Genomic DNA, 21,383 nt, shown 5'->3' on the forward strand with positions numbered 1-21,383 from the left:
AGGTAAAAGCGATGAAACGCAAGAAAAGGATTTCGCTGCTGCGGTCTGTGTCGCTGCTGTCCGCGCTGGCGCTTGCCGCCTGCAGCGACGACGGCGGCGCCGGCCAGGGGCAAGGGAACTCGCAGGAGGTGATGACCATCTCGTTCTACAGCGCTGACCCGAGCCCGAACTGGAACAACATGCAGGATGCGGTCGGCAGGAAACTGACGGAAAAGACCGGCGTATCGGTCAAGGCCGAATTCGCCGTCGACAACTCCAACCAGAAGCTGCCGCTGATGGTAGCCAGCGGCGAATATCCGGATCTCGTGTTCGCCAAAGGCGATGCGAACCTGTTCGTGGATGCGGGTGCCTTTATCGACTTGACCGAGCTGATCGAGCAGCATGCGCCCAATCTGAAGAAGGTTTACGGCGAATATATGAACCGGTTGAAGTGGAGCAACGAGGACGAGGCGATCTATGTGCTGCCTACGCTGAATGCGGTTGGCCACGAGCCCTTCGATGCCGGCGGCACGTTCCAAATCCAGCACGAGGTGCTGAAGGAGCTGGGCTATCCGCAGCTCAAAACGGTCAAGGATTATGAAAATGCGCTGAAACAATACTATGAGAACCATCCTGTGATTGACGGCCAGCCGACCATCCCGCTCACGCTGAACGCGGACGGCTGGAGAATTATGATTTCCGTCACGAATCCGGCGTTTATCGCTACGGGAGCGTCGGATGACGGCGAATATTATATCGATCCGAAAACGTATGAAGCGAAGCTGCATTACAAGCGCCCCGAAGAAAAAGATTATTTCCGCTGGCTGAATCATATGAACGATATCGGCCTGCTGGATAAAGAAGCTTTCGTGCAAAAAACAGACCAATACGAAGCCAAAATTTCTTCAGGCCGCGTCCTCGGCCTCATCGACGCCGATTGGGGATTCGGCAACGCGACCAACGCGCTGCGGAAGGCCGGCAAGGAGAACCGCACCTATGCGCGATTCCCGATTCAGCTGGACGAAACGACGAAGGATGCCTCCTTCCAAAGCGCAGGTTACGCGGCCGGCTGGGGTGTAGGCATCACCACATCGGCGAAGGACCCGGTTCGCATCATCCGCTTCCTGGATTATTTGGCTTCCGAGGAAGGGCAAATTTTGAACAACTGGGGAATCGAAGGCGAGCACTACCATGTCGTGGATGGCAAACGTGTCATTCCGGAGGACATTCAGGAGCGGAAAATCAACGACAGCGCCAACTTTACCAAGGAAACGGGCATCGGGCTCTATTACAGCTTGTCGGCGCGCTACGGCGACGGCGTAAAGGATTCGACCGGCAACTATTTTACAACGAACTACCCTGAGCAGATCAAGGAAAATTACACGCCGTCGGCGAAAGCGACGCTCAAGGCGTACGGCGTGGAAATGTGGAAAGATTTGTGGCCGAAAGCCGATCAATTCGAAGAAAAGCCGTGGGGCGCCGCGTACAACATCCCGGTGCCGGCCGATTCGAACGTCAATATTACGTACAAGAAAGTGGAGGAAATTACCCGCAAGCGCATTCCGGAAATCATCCTTGCGGACCCGGCGAAGTTCGACCAGCTCTACGACCGTTTTATTCAAGAGCTGAACGAGGCGGGCGCGGAGAAGATGGAGCAGGAATACTCGGAGATCGTCCGCCAGCGCGTGAAGCTGTGGAACGGCTGAGCATAGGATGCTGCGTAAGGCTCCCCGGCGACAGCGCTCCCGGACGCCGGGGAGCGGGAACGCGCGTTCTAAAGCGGCGAGCGATGCCGGCGTTCAACGAGGTTCACCGCGCCGCCGCGCAAACGGTATTCGCTATTCGCTATCCTTCCTTGCCGTGCAGCTTGCGGAATTCCTTGGGCGAGATGCCCTCCAGCTTCTTGAATACGAGACTGAAATATTTTTCGTTCTTGAACCCGACCATTTCCGCGACGGCCGCCATTTTCAGGCCGGGATTTTGCAGCAGTATTTTCGCCCTGGATATGCGGATGCGGTTGATATATTCCGGAATGTTCGTTTGGTGCCGCTGCTTGAACTTGCGGGAAATGTATTCCCGGCTTATGTGAAACCGGTTGGCGATGTCATACAGCGTCAATTCGTTCTGATAGTTCTGCTCAATATATACGGTGATGTCGTGAATCAGGTCCTGGCCGGTCTGCTTCAGGGACTGCAGCGCGTCAGCCAGGCGCCGGGCCGATGCTTCCCAATACTGCTGCCACTCGGCGTAAGAGAACATATATTTGTCCGGGCTGGGCCGCTGGATGGCCGCGCTTCCCGCTTTATGCGCCTTTAACAAGGCTTCCGGGGAAGGGTGGGCCGCCTCGTGAATAATGAGAATGAAGCAGCGCTCGATATCCCGGTCCCAGCGGTCCAGCAGCTCCGGAGTGACGGCGCCGCTTTGGCGTATGGCCGCGACCCACTCGCCGACCGCCTCTGCGATAAGATTCGGCTGGCCGCTGAGGATGGCGAGCTTCCACTTGTCCTCATATTGGTTAAACTGCACTCCCCCGCTTTCGCTTCTCCCCGCTTCGCCGTCATGGATGAAATGATTAAGCACGGTCAAATCGCGCGTCCTCAGGCAGGCCACGCTTTGCGCGAACAGCTCCGGCATGTCCGCAGGGTAGCGGCCGGCCCGGCTGATTCCGAAGTGCATGTATCGCCCCAGCGTCTGATGGATGCCGCCGTTGATCTCCTGCAGACGGACCGGCAGCTTGTCCGGCTGCTGCCAGACGAGAATAACGATCTTGTGCAGAGCGCCAAAATACCGGAATGCAACGCCGCAGCGGTCCCTCTGCAAAAATTCGTTGCAGATGTTCAGAAGCGCGAACATCAGCAAATCCAGATGATGGCCGAACCGTTCGTGCAGTCCCGAATCCGCCGGATCGATCTGCAGCACGGCCAGCCGGATTTCGCCGGTCTGCTCCGGAACGATCCGTTCATCCCTCAATCGCCTTGCGGCCTGGGAACGGGCGCCGGGGTCGTCGATCAGGCTGGTGAGCAGCTTCTGCGAATAGACCGGGCGATACTCGTTCACCTGGACATGCTGCTGCCGGGAGGCGGCGCGCTCCCGCTCTTCCGCCTGCCAGGCGGCGGCCGCCTTGCCGACCGCCTGATTGATGACGGCCTCGTCGATCGGCTTCAGAATGTAATCGGTGCCGCTGTACCAGATCGTATTGCGCACAAATTCGAAGTCGTCATGCCCGCTGATCACAATAAATTTGATGCCGGGATGATGGTCGTGAATCCACTGCATCAAGTCCAGGCCGTTTTTCAAGGGCATCAGCATATCCATCAGCACCAGGTGCGGCGGGTCCTGCCGGATCAGCTCGATCGCCTCCATTCCGTTGGCCGCTTCCCGGATATCGGTGATGCCGTGTTCTTCCCAATGGACGAGCAGCCTGACCGCTTTGCGGACCCGGCTCTCGTCATCAACGATCAACGCCTTCATCTGGTTCACCTTCCACATTGATGGTCAGCATAACACGGAAGCCGTGCGGCTGAATGTTGTCCATGCTGAAATTGGACTTGCCCCGGTAGTAGAGCTTTAGCCGGGTCATAATATTGACGAGCCCGATCCCGCTTCCGAAGGGCTGCTCGTCCTCGGCCGATGCCGGAAGCGGCTCCTGCTCCGGCTGCTCCATCCGGAGCATATGCTCCTTGAGTGCAGCAAGCTTGTCTTCCGGCATGCCGCTGCCGTTGTCCTCGACGATAATCTGGATAATGTCCGCGGATACGCGCCGGCTGCGGATCGAGAGATAATTGTCTTCCGCCAGCGGATTCATTCCGTGCTTGAAGTAGTTTTCAACCAGCGGATGAATGAGCATTTTCGGGATGGCCACGGGCAAAGTCGACTCATCCACATCGTAGCGGAAGTCAAACTGATTCTCAAATCTTTCTTTTTGCAACTCTATATAATCCTTGATATGGTCCAGCTCGGCAGCCAGCGGCACCGGCTTGCCCGTATTGTACATGCTGTAGCGCATCATCCGGGCCAGGGCGGAGATCAGCGAATAAATCCGCTTCATATTGTGCTCGAGCGCCAGCGTCCCGATCGTCTGCAGCGCATTGTTCATGAAGTGCGGATTGACCTGGGCCTGCAGGGCGCGAAGCTGATTGGTCCGGCTTGCGAGCTTCAGCTTGTATTCCCGCAAAATCAGATTGTTGATCGTATCCATCATGCTGCCGAACCGGCGGTGCAATATGCCGATCTCGTCCTTGCGCTCCGAGGAGATGTCCACGGTCATGCGCCCGCTTTTGACCTGGCTCATCAGCCCGACAAGCTCCCGGATCGGCGCCGTAATGTGAATGGATATCCAGACGGTGGCGGCGATGATGACCAGCAAGGATACCGCCAATAACAAAATATTGATAAACGCCGCTTTTTCCGCGCTGCCGAGCAGGTAGGAGGAAGGGATTTCTTTCACCATCGTCCAATGGCTGATCGCTGTGTGAATCGTATTGTACAGGTAAATGTTGCCGCCTTGTTCAAAATGCCCCGACGCTTCGCCGGACTCCTTGATGCGGCTGTACCAGTCCTCCTGGATAGGCTGGCCGATCAGGCGGTCGTCTCCGGCAAACATCACATGCCCTTCCTCGCCCAAAATATAGAGACGCTCGTGCTCGGGCTGGAACAGCTGGTTGCCGATCCGGCTGAAAAAAGTCAGGTCCAGATCGATCGCCAGCAGACCGAGCCGTTCGGCGTCGGGCACGCGCTGAATGGCCCTGTACAGCGTAAAGACCTTCCGGTCGCTCTGGTACGGATACGCCAGCTGGAAGCCGTAGGTGTGCACGGGATGCGGAGGCTGGATATAGAGTGCCCGCTCCCCGAGGTCGGGGATTTCATGGTAAAGCTCGACATCGCTTGTGCGGCGGGCGATATCCTGCGCGAACAGGGTGGCCTCCATCTGGCCGTCCACGTACAGATAGACCTGCCTGGTCCCGCTCATGGCGTGATGGATGGACTGCAAGGTGGCCGATTGCCTGCCGCTGGCATTAATATTTTGGTGGCTGTAATGCAGGCTGCGGAAAAATTCCGGGTCCGAGTATACGGTCAGCGAATTGCGGTTCAGCTCCTCCAGATCGTTCTCCAGGTTGACCCGTCCCTGATAGAGGAGGTTCATATTTTCGACCACCGCACGCTCCTTCACGGAATTCGTTGTGATCCTATAGCTGATGATCATCGAGAACGTGGTAGGTACGATGGCAGCCAAGATCATTAAAGCCATCAATTTGGTGCGTATGCTGTTCCAATTTAGCAACCGTTTCACCCGCCGATCAATTTTCTATACCATTTCGTTCACATCCGATGGTAGTCCCCAGTCTCTAATATTAGCATAATGGAACTATCCTGATCATTGGTGATGATCGCAAGCAATGTCTGGCAACCGGGGATGACGGCCGATGACGGAACGGCTCGACGATCATCGGCGGCTGCGAGAGAAATAATGGAGAATGGAGGGGATCGGGTGAATAGAAGAAGAGCGTCTTCTTTGCTGCAGCAAACGGTTTATGTCGGTCCCGCTCTGCTGTTTTTCGCCGTTACGATCATCGTTCCTTTTGCGATGGGGATGTACTACTCCTTTACCGACTGGAACGGCGTATCGGGCACGGTGACATGGGTCGGGCTCGACAATTTCAAGCGGATTTTCACGGATGACCGCGCTTTCGCGGATTCCTTCTGGTTCACGGCCCGGTTTACGGCGGTCGGCGTCGTGTTAACGAACCTGGTCGGCTTTTTCCTGGCTTATTTCCTGACCAAAAATATTAAGGGGCGCAACTGGCTGCGGACGATCTTCTTTATGCCGAACGTGATCGGCGGCCTGCTGCTCGGATTTATTTTTCAGTTTATTTTTATCAAAGGCTTCGCCACCTTGGGCGAGGTGACGGGGCTTGCCTTCTTCCAGCTGCCCTGGCTGGGGGACGAGATCACCGGCTTCTGGGCTATCATTCTCGTCTTTGTGTGGCATTCCTCGGGCTATTTGATGGTGATTTATATCGCCTCGATCAACAATGTGTCGAAGGAAGTGCTGGAGGCTGCCGAGATCGACGGAGCGAGCCGTTTTCAAATGCTTACAAGCATCATTGTACCTCTGATCATGCCGGCGGTAACGATCTGTCTGTTCCTGGCCATTTCCTGGTCGTTCAAAATGTTCGACCTGAATCTGTCGCTGACCAAAGGCGGGCCCTTCCGTTCGACGGAATCGCTGGCGATGAACGTATACAACGAGGCTTTCCTGAACAACCGGTACGGGCTCGGCACGGCCAAGGCGCTCATCTTCTTCGTCGTCGTATCGATCATCACGCTTATTCAGGTTCGTCTGACGAAGAACAAGGAGGTCGAAGCTTAAATGGCTAAAGTCAAAGCTAAAGCCAAAGCCTCCGCATCGGCTGCGGCCGTCGTCATGCAGGCGGTCATCGTCGCAGTGGCGCTGCTGTTCCTGTCGCCTTTTTACTTCCTGCTGGTCAACTCGCTTAAGACGCTCGGCGATATTATGGTGAACGCAGCCGACTGGCCGAGCCGGTTCAACTGGAGCAACTACGCCAGGGCATGGGAGATGACGCGATTCCCTGAAGCCTTCACCAATTCCTTGATCGTTACGGTCGTCAGCAATCTGCTGATCGCCCTGCTCAGCGCGATGGCCGCTTACCGGCTGGTGCGGGCGGATACGCGCTTCAACCGGATCGTGTTCATGATGATGGTCTCGGCCATGGTCATCCCGTTCCAGTCGATTATGATCCCGCTGCTCAAGGTGATCAACGGGCTCGGCATCAACAACAGCATGGCCGGTCTGATTCTCGCCTATATGGGGCTCGGCATCCCGCTGTCGGTGTTTCTCTTCCACGGCTTTGTCAAATCGATCCCGATGGAGATCGAAGAAGCGGCTACGGTGGACGGCGCAAGCTCCTTCGGCGTATTTACGAGAATTATCCTGCCCATGCTAAGGCCGATGATGGTCACCGTCATCATCCTGAACTGCCTGTGGATCTGGAACGACTATTTGCTGCCGTCGCTGATTTTGCAAAGTCCCGAGCTGCGGACGATTCCGCTGGCGACGTTCGCTTTCTTCGGGCAGTATTCCAAACAGTGGGACCTGGCGCTGCCGGCGCTCGTGCTCGGCATATTGCCGATCATCATCTTCTTCCTGTGTTTGCAGCGCTATATTGTCGAGGGCGTGGCGGCCGGGTCCGTCAAAGGTTGATACCGAGGATGTTATGAAACATCATAATAAATCATCAGGTTAAGGGGGCAACGACATGAACAACAAGAACAAATGGAAGCTATCGCTCATCGCGCCGCTGGCGGCTTCGCTTGCGCTGGCCGGATGCGGAGACAAGCCGGAGGCAGGAAACGGCGCAAGCAGCCCGGATTCGGGCGAAGTGAAGACCGTCACCATCTTCCAGTTCAAAACGGAAATCGTCGACGGCCTGAACGAGCTGAAGGTAGCCTTTGAGAAGGAGCATCCGGGCATCAAGCTGGATATTCAGACTGTGGGCGGGGGCGCTGACTACGGCGCCGCTTTGAAGACGAAATTCGCCTCCGGCGATGCGCCCGATATTTTCTCCAACGGCGGATATGCGGAGATGGAAATGTGGTTCGACCGGCTTGAGGATTTGTCCGATCAGCCGTGGGTAGCCGATCTGGTGGACATGGCCAAAAAGCCGATGACCAAGGACGGCAAAGTGTACGGCATGCCGATGAACCTCGAAGGCTGGGGCTACATTTATAACAAAGACCTGTTCGCGCAAGCGGGCATTACGGAGCTGCCCAAAACGTATTCCCAGCTGGAGGAAGCAGCGAAAAAGCTGGAGGCGATCGGCGTCACGCCGTTTGCCAACGCCTATCAGGAATGGTGGCTGCTCGGCAACCAGGGCATCAACCCGGCGTTCGCGCTGCAGGACGATCCCGACGCCTTTATTAAAGGCTTGAATGAAGGAACGGCGACGTTTGTCGGCAACAAATATTTTGAAGAATGGGCGAAGCTGATGAAGCTGACGCTGGATCACGGCAACAAAAACCCGCTGACCACCGACTACAACACGGGAATTTCCTTGCTGGCGACGGGAAAAGCGGCGATGATGCAAAACGGCAACTGGGCCCAGACGGAGATCGACGCCATCAATCCGGATCTGAACCTTGGCTTCCTGCCGATGCCGCTTGGCGACAATGCGGAGGAGAACGACAAGCTGAACGTAGGCGTGCCGTCAAACCTCGTCGTCCACAAAGATTCGCCGGTGAAGGAAGAGGCCAAAGTTTTCCTGAACTGGTTCGTCACCTCGGATATCGGGAAAGAGTATATCGTGAAAAAATTCAAGTTTATCCCGGCCTTGACATCGATCGAATCGACGCCGGAGGATATGGGCGACCTGGGCGCTTCCGTCAGCGAGTTTGTCAAAGTCGGCAAAGTGCTGGAGAAGCATTCCGCCAAGTTCCCAGACGGCGTGGCGCAGGAATTCGCCGGCTCGATGCAGGCGTACTTCGCGGGCAAATCCGACGTCAAGAAAATGCTTGAAGATATGCAGGCCTCCTGGGACAGCCTGAAAAAATAACGGCTCATTCCCGGTCTGCGCAGTGAACAAGGCGCGCTGTCTCCTGCTTGAAAAGCGTCGGAGATCAGCGCGCCTTGCCGTTACGTGGCCTCAAAGCTGCGGGCGTCATCGCCAAGATGGATCGAAAAGCGCCGGAGATCAGCGCGCCTTGCCGTTACGTGGCCTCAAAACTGCGGGTGTCATCGCCAAGATCGCTCGAAAAGCGCCGGAGAGTCCGCCTGTTCGCCGGTGCAACGCGGCCCGCGCGTCGGTAAATGCCGGGGATCGCCCTGAATCGCTCTGGGTCGCTGTAGCTGGCGAAGCTCATTGAAGCGGCTGCGAGCGTGCATGAGCAGCTAAATTTCAGCAAGCGGAGTTGGCGGCCGATGGCCGAAGGATTCGATCGTTATCAGCGTCTATTTGGATGGAGGAATCGAGATGATTAACGGGAAACTTCCTAAAATATGGTATGGCGGAGATTATAACCCGGAGCAGTGGGACAAGGCAACGATGGAGGAAGATATGCGGATGTTCAAGCTGGCCGGCATCGATGTGGCGACGGTCAACGTATTCTCCTGGGCGAAAATCCAGCGGGACGAGGAGAGCTACGATTTCGCCTGGCTGGATGATATTTTAAGCCGGCTGGCCGAGGAGAACATGTTCGTCTGTCTGGCAACGGGCACCGGCGCGCATCCGGCCTGGATGGCCCGCAAATACCCCGATGTGCTCCGCGTCGACTACGAGGGACGCAAGCGCAAATTCGGCGGGCGCCACAATTCCTGTCCGAACAGCCCGACGTACCGAAAATACGCTCGACTCTTGGCCGGCAAGCTGGCGGAGCGCTACAAGGATTATCCGCAGCTCGCGGCGTGGCATGTGTCTAATGAATATGGAGGCTACTGCTATTGCGACAACTGCGAGCGGCAGTTCCGGGTGTGGCTGAGGCGGCGCTACGGCACGCTGGAGAAGCTGAATGCCGCCTGGAACACGGCCTTCTGGAGCCATACCTTCTACGATTGGGAGGAGATCGTGGCTCCGAACGCCTTGAGCGAGGAATGGAACGGCAATCGCACCAATTTTCAGGGCATCTCGCTGGATTACCGCCGCTTTCAATCGGACAGCCTGCTGGAATGCTACAAGCTGGAGCGGGATGAGATCAAGAAGCATGCGCCGGGCATTCCGGTAACGACGAATCTGATGGGCTTCTATCCGCAGCTGGATTATTTCAAATGGGCCCGGGAGATGGACGTTGTCTCCTGGGACAACTATCCCGCCATGGATACGCCGGTCAGCTTCACGGCGATGGCTCATGATTTGATGCGCGGCCTCAAGCACGGACAGCCGTTCATGCTGATGGAGCAGACGCCGAGCGTGCAGAACTGGCAGCCCTACAATGCGGCGAAGCGTCCGGGCGTGATGAGGCTGTGGAGCTATCAGGCGGTGGCGCGCGGTGCGGATACGGTCATGTTCTTCCAGCTGCGCCGCTCCGTCGGCGCCTGCGAGAAGTTTCACGGCGCCGTCATCGAGCATGCGGGCCATGAGTTTACCCGGGTCTTCCGCGAGTGCGCCGAGCTCGGCAAGGAGCTGCAGCAGCTGGGCGGCCGGCTGCTGGATTCCCGCTCCAGGGCCCGGGCGGCGGTTATGTACGATTGGGAAAACCGCTGGGGAGTGGAATTGTCAAGCGGGCCGTCCATCGCTCTGAATTATGTCGATGAAGTGCATAAATATTACGACGCCTTGTATCAATTGAACATTCAGACCGACGTCATCGGCGTCGAGGAAGATTTGAGCCGGTACAAGGTTGTTGTGGCGCCGGTGATGTACATGCTGAAGCCGGGCTTCGCGCAGCGGGTAGAGCGGTTCGTGGCCCAGGGGGGAACGTTCGTGACCACCTTCTTCAGCGGCATCGTGAACGAGAACGATCTGGTTACGCTCGGAGGCTACCCGGGCGAGCTGCGCAAGGTGCTGGGCATCTGGGCGGAGGAGATCGATGCGCTTCTGCCGGGCCAGCATAACGAGATCGTGATGAAGGAGAATTGGGGCCCCCTGCACGGGAGCTATCCTTGCGGAATACTGTGCGACATCATCCATGCGGAAACGGCAGAGGTTCTCGCCGAATACGGCGCCGATTACTACGAGGGGAGTCCCGTGCTGACAAGGAACCGCTTCGGCCAGGGGCGGGCCTATTATGTGGCCAGCAGTCCGGACGCCGCGTTTCTTCAAGGCTTTCTCGCCAATGTGTGCGAGGAGCAGGGGGTGGAGCCGCTGCTGAATGCGCCCGCCGGGATCGAGACCGCGGAGCGCGTGAAGGACGGCAGCTCCTTCCTGTTTGTGTTAAACCACAATGCCGACGAAACGGCGGTGGATATCGGTCCCCGGCAGCGGGATCTCCTTACTGGCCGGGACGTGTCCGGGAAGGTCAAGATTCCCGGGCGGGGCGTAATGATTTTGGCCCGGGCGGCCGACCCGGAGTGATTGGCGAGGGAAGACGGCTTAGGATCCCCGGTTGATTGCCGGCGCCGGGCCTCGGAGGTCAACGGGCGCTATGCCCGCTGTGCGCTTTCGAGCGATGCTGCGGCCCCCAATTCGAGCCGGACCTGGTCCCGCAGGCTCCCATCGGCGGATCGAAACAGGAGCCACAGGCATCCCGCCGGATACGAGACGGCTTCCGCGGGGAGAGGGCCTATGCCGAGCGATTCCCGTCATCGGTCGTCACCTGCGGTGCCTGAAAATTCGCCGGAGGATTCCGTCCAATTTTTCAAGATAGACGCCCATGCCGCTCGCGCAGCACCATCAGAAGATGAAAATGAGCTGCGGGCCCGGGGCTATTTTCAAGATAGACGCCCATGCCGCTCGCGCAGCACCATCAGAAGATGAAAATGGGGCGCGGGCCCGGCGCTATTTTCAAGATAGCAAATGTTGTATTTTGTACAACAAAAACGGGGGAATAACCCCTCTTTGCGGCTCAATGTTGCACTTTGTGCAACATTTTGAGCGATGTTTCCGGGTTTGGGGCCAATTTCGCCCAAATTGTTGCACGAAATACAACATTACCCTTCTTCTGGTGCGAAGAGGCCGGAAAATGTTGTATTTTTTGCAGGATTCGTCGCCTTATGCACCTGGGAAGGGGCCGCGCTAATGCGAAGTTCAGGGGTCGCTGCTTGAGTATCGGTCGCAGCAAAGTATAGATTTGTACGAAAACCTTGCCCAAAGCAAGGTTTTTCTTAAATTTAGAAGCGCAGTACAAGAGCGGGCTTGCAATGATGATGGATAATATTCCTTTTCATTAAATATAATCCATAAAATGGTGTAAAGTGACGGAGCGATGCTGCATTGTGTCCATTCCGTGCAATATTTTGGGCGGTATGCTGCAAAGTTTATGTCGTCGGATGCTGTGGAGCCAAAATGTGCTGTGCGAAAGGCATGATCCCCTCTCTTTTCGCCGAAATCAAAGGGGAAATGTGGTATTTATTGCGCCGCGCCGCCAAGCAATCGATCTTTCCTTTTCAAAGGACGCTGAAAGGGGCGGAGATGAGCTAATAGGGCTATGCATTCCTTGCTTTTTGCGATATGATAGGGTCTAACGAAGAACAGCGGTTCGATTTGGGGAGAGAAACGATGAATTTTACGAAAATGCAGGGCCTTGGCAACGATTTTATCGTCTTTGCGGGGGATACGGAGCTTCCTGCGAACGCGTCCGACCTTGCGCTGAAGCTGTGCGACCGCCATTTCGGGATCGGCGCCGACGGGCTCGTTTATTTGCTGCCTTCACAGAAGGCCGACTATATGATGCGCATTATCAATTCCGACGGCACGGAAGCGGAGCAGTGCGGCAACGCCATCCGTTGTGCCGCCAAATATATATATGACCACGGGATGGTCGATCCGTCGCGGACCGAGCTGCGGATCGAGACGATCGGAGCGGGGCCGCAGCAGGTGCAGCTGACCGTAGACGGCGGCGCTGTGCGCGCGGTTCGCGTCGATATGGGCGAGCCGGTGCTCGACGGCCTGTCCGTGCCGACGACGATCGCCAAGGAGCGCGTTGTCGATCAGCCGATTCAGGTGGACGGCCGCGAATTCCGGTTTACGGCCGTGTCGATGGGCAATCCGCACTGCGTCATTTTCGTGGAGGACGCCGCCGAAATCGACCTGCACGTCTGGGGGCCGAAGCTGGAGAACCATCCGACGTTTCCGCGGCGCGTCAACGTCGAGTTCGCTACCGTCCGCGGCCGCGGGCATGCCGACATGCGCGTCTGGGAGCGGGGAGTCGGCCCGACGCTGGCCTGCGGGACAGGCGCCTGCGCGACGCTGGTCGCCTCCGTGCTGAACGGCAAGACGGAGCGGGCGGCGACGATTTCGCTGCCGGGCGGCGACTTGTTCATCGAGTGGGACGAGCGCGATAACAGAGTGTATATGACAGGACCGGCGGAAATCGTGTTTAAAGGCACGTTATAATGTTTATCATGGGAAGGTAGGGGACGTTTCCGTGAAACCGGATTTGAGAGAAATATTGAAAGGCCGCGTGCTGGTAGGCGACGGCGCGATGGGGACCTACTTGTACCAGATGGGCTTTCCCGTAGGCATTTCCTACGAGGAATTGAATTTGCTGAAGCCGGAGGTCATCGCCGACGTGCATCGGCGGTATTACGACGCGGGAGCGCGGCTGATCGAGACGAACACGTTCTCGGCCAACCGCGAGAAGCTGTCCAAATACGGGCTGGAGCAGGAGGTCGAGGCGATCAACCGCGCCGGCGTCGAGCTGGCCCGCAAGGCGGTCGGCGACGACGCTTACGTCGTCGGCTCGATCGGTTCGATCCGCGCGGGCAAGCGAAAAAATGTACGCACGGCCAAGGTCGAGGAAGATCTTAGACAGCAGATCGAGGTGCTGCTCGATACGCCGGTGGACGGCCTGCTGCTCGAGTCGTTCTACGATTTGGAGGAGCTGCTGATCGCGCTCAAGACGATTCGCCAACTCAGCGCCATTCCGGTCATTTGCCAGTTCGCAAGCGAAGGAACGGGCAATACGCAGGACGGCGTTCCCTTGGAAGAGGCGTTCCGCAGGCTGATGGATCACGGCGCGGACATCGTGGGCTTCAACTGCCGCAGCGGCCCGAACGCGCTGCTGCGCTCGCTGGAGAAGGTTGCCGGCATGGAAGGCGCGCCGCCGTTCTCGATTTTCCCGAACGCCGGCATTCCCGATTATGTGGACGGCAGATATACGTATGCTGCCACGCCGGAATATTTTGCCGAGACGGCGCGCAAATTCGCCGATCTCGGGGCGCGGATCATCGGCGGCTGCTGCGGGACGACGCCGGAGCATATCGAGGCGATGGCCCGCTCCCTGGCCGGCTATACTCCTCGCGAGGGGGGCGCGGCCGCGGACGGAGCGGAAGCGGGAGCCGACGCGCCGACGGAGCCGGGCATTGCGCTTGTGCGCCAGCAGGAGGCGCCGGCGGCGCCTGCCGAGCCGACGATCGTCGATCTCGTCAAGCGGCGCCATACGGTCATCGTCGAGCTGGACCCGCCGCGCGATCTCGATATCGCCAAGTTCATGCAGGGGGCCAAAGCGCTCAAGGAAGCGCACGCCGACGCGCTGACGATGGCTGACAACTCCTTGGCCGTTACGCGCATGAGCAATCTGGCGCTGGGCAGTCTCGTCAAGGAGAAGATCGGGATTCGCCCGCTCGTTCATATCGCTTGCCGCGACCGCAACATGATCGGAACGCAGTCGCATATGATGGGGCTGCATGCGCTCGGCATCGACCATGTGCTGGCCGTCACCGGCGATCCGGCCCGGTTCGGCGATCTGCCCGGTTCGAGCTCGGTCTACGACCTGACGTCCTTCGAAATCATCCGCATGATCAAGCAGCTGAACGAAGGCGTCGCGTTCTCGGGCAAGCCGCTCAAGAAGAAGGCGGGCTTCATCGTCGGGGCTGCGTTCAACCCCAACGTCAAATATTTGGACAAAGCGGTGCAGCGGCTCGAGCGCAAGATCGGGGCCGGCGCGGATTACATCATGACCCAGCCGATCTACGATGCGGAGATGTTTGGCAAGCTGCGCGAAGCGACCCGGCATCTGGATATCCCGATCTTCGTGGGCATCATGCCGCTGGCGAGCGGCAACAACGCCGAATATTTGCACAACGAGGTGCCGGGGATTCAGCTGTCCGACGACGTCCGCCAGCGCATGGCGGGGCTCAGCGGGCCGGAAGGCCGCTCCATGGGCGTGCAGATCGCCAAGGAGCTGCTGGATGCGGCGATGGAGCATTTTAACGGCATTTATTTGATGACCCCGTTCCTTGCGTACGAGATGACCGTGGAGCTGACCCGCTACGTCTGGGAAAAGGCTGGACGCAGTGACATTCCCCTTGTACCGGCAAGGAAAATCAATTAAAATAGGTTAATGGATGTGAATGCCATGTTGCGAAGCATGACCGGTTTCGGACAAGCAGCCCGCACCGTAGCAGGCATGGCGCTGCATATCGATCTGAAATCGGTCAATCACCGGTATTGCGAGGTGGTCGTTCGGCTGCCGAGGGAGCTGGCAAGCTACGAGGACCTGCTGAGGAAAGCGGTGATGCAGCGCATCAAGCGCGGACGTCTGGACCTTTTCTTGTCGGTCGAGCGGGAGAAGGAGGCCGAGCAGGCTGTCGGCATCGACTGGCGGCTGGCCGACGCATACGTGGAAGCGGCTGCGAAGCTCAAGGAGCGCTACGGGCTGGAGGATGCGCTGACGCCTCGCGATTTGCTGGAGCTTCCGGGTGTGGCTGCCGTTCGGGAGGCGCCGGAGGCGCCCGCGGAGGAGATCGAACGGGCGCTGCTGGACTGCGTGAACGATGCGCTTGACCAGCTTGCCAGCATGCGGGAGAAGGAAGGCGCCAATCTGCAGAACGATCTAGAGTCCAGGCTCGCTTCATTGGAATCGTATCGCCTGGCAGCGGCGCAGCTGGCGGGCAGAGCCGTCCGGGAATACGGAGAGAAGCTGAAGGCCCGGGTGCGCGAGCTGCTGCAGACGGATCCGGACGAAGCAAGGCTGGCTATGGAAATCGCTTTGTTCGCGGACCGCGCCAATATCGACGAAGAATTAACAAGGCTGCACAGCCATTCGATCCAGTTCGGAGAGCTGCTGCGCGCCAGGGAGCCGGTCGGACGCAAGCTTGATTTTCTTGTGCAAGAGATGAATCGGGAAGTGAACACGATCGGCTCGAAGGCGAACTTGTCGGAGCTCACGGCGCTTGTCGTCGATATGAAGGCAGAGCTGGAGAAAATGAGAGAGCAGATTCAAAATATCGAATAGTTTTATTTTGACAAGACTTTCTTTAATCTCCTCTTTCGTTGAAGAAAGATATCAGGGGGAACCAACATGGCGATCAAATTAATCAATATCGGTTTCGGCAACATCGTATCCGCCAACCGCATCATTTCGATCGTAAGCCCGGAGTCGGCCCCGATCAAGCGGATCATTCAGGAAGCGAGAGACCGCCACATGCTGATTGATGCGACCTACGGACGCCGAACCCGCGCCGTGATCATCACGGACAGCGATCATGTGATCTTGTCCGCCGTACAGCCAGAGACCGTAGCACACCGATTATCCAACAAGGACGATGATCATGACGAGTAATCAATACGTTTCCCCTGCGGAGAGAGGGATTCTGATTGTGCTCTCCGGCCCGTCCGGAGTAGGCAAAGGCACCGTATGCAAAGCGCTGCGCGGCAAGGCGCCGGAGCTTGTATATTCGGTATCGGCGACCACCCGCTCGCCCCGGGAAGGGGAAGTGGACGGGGTCAACTATTTTTTTAAAACGAGAGAGCAGTTCCAGCGGCTGATCGATGAGGATCAGATGCTGGAGTGGGCCGAATACGTCGGCAATCTCTACGGCACGCCCCGCAAATTCGTAGAAGATACGCTGGCCGAGGGCAAAGACATCATCTTGGAAATCGAAGTGCAGGGCGCTCTCAAGGTACGCCAGAAATTCCCCGAGGGAGTGTTTATTTTCCTGCTGCCGCCGTCCATGAATGAGCTGCAGAACCGGATTGAAGGTCGCGGCACCGAATCCGAGGAATCCATTCGCAGCCGGATGTCCGTTGCCATGGAGGAAATCCGCTTGATGGAGCACTACGATTACGCCATCGTCAACGATCAGGTTGACTTGGCGTGCTCGCGGATTCAAGCGATCATCGCAGCGGAGCACTGCCGCAAGGATCGCATGGTGAACAAAATCAAACATTGGATGGCCGAGGTGAAGTGACGTGTTGTATCCTTCCATTGACCGTTTGCTCGATAAAGTCGACAGCAAATATTCGCTGGTGGTGGCTGCCGCCAAGCGGGCGCGCATGCTGCGCGACGGCGCCAAGACCGAAGTGAAGCAGCAGAAATCGCACAAGTTCGTCGGGCTCTCGCTCGAGGAAATTTACGAGGGACAAATCTCCTACGAGAAGCTGCAGTCAAAAGAAACGCTCAAGTAAAAAACAACCCTTTGCGGTTGTTATTTTTTTTCAAAGCTTTGATGCTGATTATTGGCCGAAGGACTCGTCTTTAATGATCAGGGAGACGCCTATGACGAACGATTTCTTTCGTCGTCGGTCGTCGCCTTCGGTGTTGAAAATTTGTCGGCGTATACCGCCACGTGAAGTTCGAACGAGAACGTGAAGTGTCTCTTCATGCTCGCTGGCCTAGGGGGGCTGTTTTGCCGGGCAAACCTTAAGCTAACGCTAGCCAGAGAGCTTATTTCCCTCGAAACGCTCGATTTGGCTCTAACGCAAGTGAGCAGCCTTACTTCGGCATTTTGGGCTACCCGATTCAGCGTTTCTGACCAAATAGCGTTACTACGTTTCGTTACATTTTAAAAAAGGTACAATTCAGCAAAATAGCTTTTGTCATCAGCGTTAGAGGTTCGGAAGTTAGAGGTTCGGAAGCTTCGGCAGGGGCGCAGGAAGGGACAGCGCAGGAAGGAACAGCACAGGAATGGGCAGCACGGGAAGAAGCAGCTGTTGAAAAGAACACGGCTTGGGAGGCTTGCGCCGCGCCATCTGAAGATGAAAATAGGCTGCGGGACCGGCGCTATGCCTATGAGGAATGAGACAGACAACGTTCAGGGAGGAGATCGGATGCTAAGCGGGAAGACGATCGTACTTGGAGTTTGCGGTGGCATCGCCGCATATAAGGCTGCTGCGCTTTGCAGCAAGCTGACGCAGGCCGGGGCGGACGTGCGGGTGATCATGACGGAGTCCGCGGCCAAATTCGTCGCGCCGCTGACGTTTCAGACGTTGTCGAGGAATCCGGTAGCGATCGATACGTTCGACGAGAAGGACCCGTCGGTCGTCGCCCATATCGATCTCGCCGATCGGGCCGATCTGTTCCTGATCGCCCCGGCGACGGCCAACATGATCGCGAAAATCGCGCTGGGGCTCGGCGACGACATGCTGAGCACGACGGCGCTGGCCACGACGGCGCCGATCTTCATCGCGCCCGCCATGAATGTGCACATGTACGCGAATCCCGCCGTTCAGCACAATATGCGAATCCTTGCGGAAAGAGGGGTTCGCTTCGTCGAGCCGGGAACCGGGCAGTTGGCCTGCGGCTACGTCGGCAAAGGGCGGCTGGCCGAGCCGGAGCAGATCGCGGAGGCCGTCGCTGCCTTCTTTCGCGGGGGGCGGCCGCTTGCAGGCAAGCGGGTGCTCGTGACGGCCGGCGCGACGGTGGAGCGCATCGATCCCGTCCGCTATTTGACGAACGACTCGTCCGGCAAGATGGGCTATGTGATTGCGGCGGCCGCGGCGGCGATGGGCGCCGACGTGACGCTGATCACCGGCAAGGCGACGGCGCCGCTGCCAGGCGGCGTGCGGACGGTGCGGGTGGAATCGGCCGCCCAAATGCTGGATGCCGTGCTGGATAGGCTGGACGGGCAGGATATCGTCATCAAAGCCGCGGCCGTCGCCGATTACCGCCCTGCGCAGACGTTCGAGCAAAAAATAAAGAAAACGGAAGAAGAAATGACGCTAAAGCTCGTCAAAAATCCGGATATATTGCAGGCTATCGGCGAGCGCAAGACACGGCAGCTCGTCATCGGCTTTGCGGCCGAGACGCACCGGGTGGAAGAGTTTGCGCTGGACAAGCTGCGCCGCAAGCGCTGCGATCTGCTGGTCGCCAACGACGTGACCGAGCCGGGGGCGGGCTTCGGCATCGATACGAATATCGTCCGCATTTTCGATGCGAACGGGCTCGTCGAGGCGCTTCCCCTGATGAGCAAGCGGGAGGTGGCGGAGCGTCTGCTGGCGCTTGCGGCGTCCCGCCTCGAACGGGAGAGGGAGTAGCATGTACGCCAAAGTCATTGTCGATGTCCCCGCCCGCCCAACCGACCGGCCGTTCGATTATGCCGTTCCCGCTTCGCTGCGCGGCGTCGCCGCCGTCGGCAGCCGGGCGCTCGTGCCCTTCGGGCCGCGCACGGTCCAAGGCTTCATCGTCGAGCTGCGGGAGACGAGCGAGCTGCCAAACGACAAGCTGAAGCCGATCACCGCCGTGCTGGACATGACGCCGCCGCTGACGGCCGAGCTGGTGGAGCTGGCCCGCTGGATGAGCCGCCGCTATATATGCAGCGAGCTGACGGCGCTGCAGGCGATGTTGCCGGGGGCGCTCAAGGCGAAATACGAGCGGCGCGTTCGCGCGGCCGCTCCCGGGGAGCTGGCAGCCCTTGGCCAATCGCTGCTGGAGCTGCCGGTTCACAGCGATATTTTGCGCTATGTGGAAGCGAGGGAATCGGTGGAGCTGGACGCGCTGACGGCTGCATTTCCGAACGACGTCGTGGCGATCCGGCAGCTGCTGGAGGAAGGGCGGCTCATTGAGCTGCGCATGGTGAAGGATCGGGTCGCGGTAAAGAAGGCGTTGACCGTATTTCCGTCCGAGCCTGAACGGCTGGCCGAGGGGCTCGCCGCCTTGCCGACCCGCTCCGCCAGGCAGCGCGAGGTGCTGGAGCATTTGCTGCAGCACCCCGAGCCGGTCAGGCTCGCCGAGCTGCTGGCTGCGCTCAACGTCGGAGCAGGCACGGTCAAGAGCCTGGCCGACAAGGGCTGGCTGCGGCTCGAGGAGGCCGAGGTGCAGCGCGACCCTTACGCCTCGCGATCGTTCCGGAAGACGTCGCCGCTGCCGCTTACGCCGGAGCAGCAGGACGTGTACGATCGCATTCAGGCCAGGATCGAGGCGGGGGAGCACCGCGTCTTCCTGCTGCACGGCGTGACCGGCAGCGGCAAGACCGAGGTATATCTTCAGTCGATCCAGGCTTGTCTGAACCGGGGCCGGGAGGCGATCGTTCTCGTTCCCGAGATTTCGCTGACGCCGCAGATGGTGGACCGCTTCAAGGGGCGGTTCGGAGAAGCGGTGGCGGTGCTGCACAGCAGGCTGTCGCACGGCGAGCGCTATGACGAATGGCGCAAAATCGCCCGCCGCCAGGTGCAGGTCGTCATCGGCGCCCGCTCGGCGATCTTCGCGCCGTTCACGCGGCTCGGCCTGATCATTATCGACGAGGAGCACGAATCGTCCTATAAGCAGGAGGAAAGCCCGAAGTACCATGCGCGCGATGTCGCGATCGCGCGGGGCCGCTATCACGGGGCGGCCGTCGTGCTGGGCTCGGCGACGCCGTCGCTGGAGAGCATCTACAGGGCGACGCCGGAGGCGGCCGCGCAGCGGCACGGTGCTGCGAAAGCTGTGCCGCAGCCAGGCGAAGCGGCGGAGCCGCCGTTCGAGCTGCTGTCGATGTCGAACCGGGTAGAGGGTCGGCCGCTGCCCAGAGTGAATATCATAGATATGAGGGAAGAGCTGAAGGACGGCAACCGCTCCATGTTCAGCCGGGCGTTGTATAAAGCGATCGAAGAACGGTTACAAAGGAAAGAACAGATCGTTTTGCTGCTGAACCGCCGCGGCTACGCCACGTTCGTCATGTGCCGCACGTGCGGCTACGTGGCGCAGTGCCCGCATTGCGACATTTCGCTGACGTATCATCAGACGTCGCGGGCGCTGCGCTGCCATTACTGCGGCTACGCGGAGCGGGAAGCCGCGGTCTGTCCGGATTGCGGCAGCGAGCACATCCGCCACTTCGGCACCGGCACCCAGCGCGTGGAGGAGGAGCTTGGCAAGCTGTTTCCGGGCATCCGGGTCATCCGCATGGATGTCGATACGACGTCGGAGAAAGGCTCGCACGAGAAATGGCTGACGCAGTTCGGCAACCGGCAGGCCGACGTGCTGCTCGGAACGCAGATGGTTGCCAAAGGACTCGATTTTCCGCACGTGACCCTGGTCGGCGCGCTGGCTGCCGATTCGGTGCTGCATCTGCCCGATTTCCGGGCGGCGGAGCGCACGTTCCAGCTGCTGACGCAGGTGGCGGGCCGCGCCGGACGCCATCAGCTTCCCGGGGAAGTGTATGTGCAGACGTACGCTCCCGAGCACTACAGCATCGCCTGCGCAAGCCGCCACGATTATATGGGCTTCATGAGAAAGGAGCTGCAGCTGCGCAAGCTGCACAATTATCCGCCCTACCATCGCCTGGTGCTCGTCACTTTGTCGCATGAGCAGCCGGCGCTGTTAATCCGGGCCGGGGAGGCGCTGGCGCGCCGGGTGAAGGAGCTGGCCGAACAGCTTGCAGACGGCAGCGCGTCCCGGCTGGAGGTGCTCGGTCCGGTCGCCTCGCCGATCAGCCGCATCAAAGATAGATATCGATTCCAATGCATGATAAAATATCGGGGAGATGCGGACGTACCGGGGCTTGTCGCCCGGGCGGTCGCCGTATTGGACGACTCGGTGAAGGAGAAGAAGCTTCGCGTGAGCGTCGACGTCGATCCGCAGTTTTTGATGTAACCTGC

At 58.6% G+C, this 21,383-nt stretch carries 15 protein-coding genes; 13 read left to right on the plus strand and 2 right to left on the minus strand.

The window, feature by feature from the left end; all coding sequences use genetic code 11:
• Positions 1-11: 11 nt before the first annotated feature.
• A complete protein-coding gene (locus tag F591_RS0105760; RefSeq protein WP_019533638.1) occupies positions 12-1,685 on the plus strand; it encodes an ABC transporter substrate-binding protein in 1,674 nt (557 codons plus the stop codon).
• 139 nt (positions 1,686-1,824) lie between these two features.
• Here F591_RS0105760 and F591_RS0105765 read toward each other — a convergent pair whose 3' ends face one another.
• Positions 1,825-3,450 (minus strand): response regulator transcription factor, encoded by a 1,626-nt coding sequence (locus tag F591_RS0105765; RefSeq protein ID WP_019533639.1) that lies wholly within the window; start codon positions 3,448-3,450, stop codon positions 1,825-1,827.
• The gene (locus tag F591_RS0105770; RefSeq protein ID WP_245580984.1) at positions 3,431-5,149 is read right to left on the minus strand and encodes a cache domain-containing sensor histidine kinase; all 1,719 of its coding nucleotides are present in this window, start codon (positions 5,147-5,149) and stop codon (positions 3,431-3,433) included. Before F591_RS0105770 ends, F591_RS0105765 begins: the two co-directional genes overlap by 20 nt.
• 297 nt (positions 5,150-5,446) lie before the next feature.
• Between F591_RS0105770 and F591_RS0105775 the strand changes: the two genes are divergently transcribed.
• The 12 genes from F591_RS0105775 to priA all read left to right on the plus strand — a co-directional run bounded on the left by F591_RS0105775 (position 5,447) and on the right by priA (position 21,378).
• Positions 5,447-6,349 (plus strand): carbohydrate ABC transporter permease, encoded by a 903-nt coding sequence (locus tag F591_RS0105775; protein ID WP_040741146.1) that lies wholly within the window; start codon positions 5,447-5,449, stop codon positions 6,347-6,349.
• A 54-nt stretch (positions 6,350-6,403) separates the two neighbouring features.
• On the plus strand, positions 6,404-7,201 hold the full coding sequence (locus F591_RS0105780; RefSeq protein WP_245580987.1) for a carbohydrate ABC transporter permease: 798 nt from the start codon (positions 6,404-6,406) through the stop codon (positions 7,199-7,201).
• Between the two features lie 55 nt (positions 7,202-7,256).
• Complete coding sequence (locus tag F591_RS0105785; RefSeq protein ID WP_019533643.1) at positions 7,257-8,549, plus strand: ABC transporter substrate-binding protein; 1,293 nt, start codon at positions 7,257-7,259, stop codon at positions 8,547-8,549.
• A gap of 417 nt (positions 8,550-8,966) precedes the next feature.
• The gene (locus F591_RS0105790) at positions 8,967-11,003 is read left to right on the plus strand and encodes a beta-galactosidase (RefSeq protein ID WP_019533644.1); all 2,037 of its coding nucleotides are present in this window, start codon (positions 8,967-8,969) and stop codon (positions 11,001-11,003) included.
• Between the two features lie 1,143 nt (positions 11,004-12,146).
• Positions 12,147-12,983 carry a diaminopimelate epimerase gene (dapF, locus tag F591_RS0105800; RefSeq protein ID WP_019533646.1) on the plus strand — a complete coding sequence of 279 codons (837 nt, stop codon included), beginning with the start codon at positions 12,147-12,149 and terminating at the stop codon, positions 12,981-12,983.
• Positions 12,984-13,014: 31 nt separating this feature from the next.
• Positions 13,015-14,922, plus strand: a complete 1,908-nt coding sequence (locus F591_RS0105805; RefSeq protein WP_019533647.1) for a bifunctional homocysteine S-methyltransferase/methylenetetrahydrofolate reductase — start codon at positions 13,015-13,017, stop codon at positions 14,920-14,922.
• Between the two features lie 24 nt (positions 14,923-14,946).
• Positions 14,947-15,825, plus strand: coding sequence for a YicC/YloC family endoribonuclease (locus tag F591_RS0105810; protein WP_026326399.1), 879 nt, complete (start codon positions 14,947-14,949; stop codon positions 15,823-15,825).
• A 66-nt stretch (positions 15,826-15,891) separates the two neighbouring features.
• On the plus strand, positions 15,892-16,152 hold the full coding sequence (gene remA / locus F591_RS0105815) for an extracellular matrix/biofilm regulator RemA (protein WP_009672664.1): 261 nt from the start codon (positions 15,892-15,894) through the stop codon (positions 16,150-16,152).
• Complete coding sequence (gene gmk / locus F591_RS0105820; RefSeq protein ID WP_019533649.1) at positions 16,142-16,780, plus strand: guanylate kinase; 639 nt, start codon at positions 16,142-16,144, stop codon at positions 16,778-16,780. Before remA ends, gmk begins: the two co-directional genes overlap by 11 nt.
• 1 nt (position 16,781) lies before the next feature.
• Positions 16,782-16,997, plus strand: a complete 216-nt coding sequence (rpoZ, locus tag F591_RS0105825; protein WP_026326400.1) for a DNA-directed RNA polymerase subunit omega — start codon at positions 16,782-16,784, stop codon at positions 16,995-16,997.
• Positions 16,998-17,639: 642 nt separating this feature from the next.
• Positions 17,640-18,845, plus strand: coding sequence for a bifunctional phosphopantothenoylcysteine decarboxylase/phosphopantothenate--cysteine ligase CoaBC (gene coaBC / locus F591_RS0105830; protein WP_019533651.1), 1,206 nt, complete (start codon positions 17,640-17,642; stop codon positions 18,843-18,845).
• Position 18,846: 1 nt separating this feature from the next.
• Positions 18,847-21,378, plus strand: coding sequence for a primosomal protein N' (gene priA, locus F591_RS0105835; RefSeq protein ID WP_019533652.1), 2,532 nt, complete (start codon positions 18,847-18,849; stop codon positions 21,376-21,378).
• The last annotated feature ends 5 nt before the right edge of the window (positions 21,379-21,383 follow it).

Source organism: Paenibacillus ginsengihumi DSM 21568 (assembly GCF_000380965.1).
GTDB lineage: Bacteria > Bacillota > Bacilli > Paenibacillales > NBRC-103111 > Paenibacillus_G > Paenibacillus_G ginsengihumi.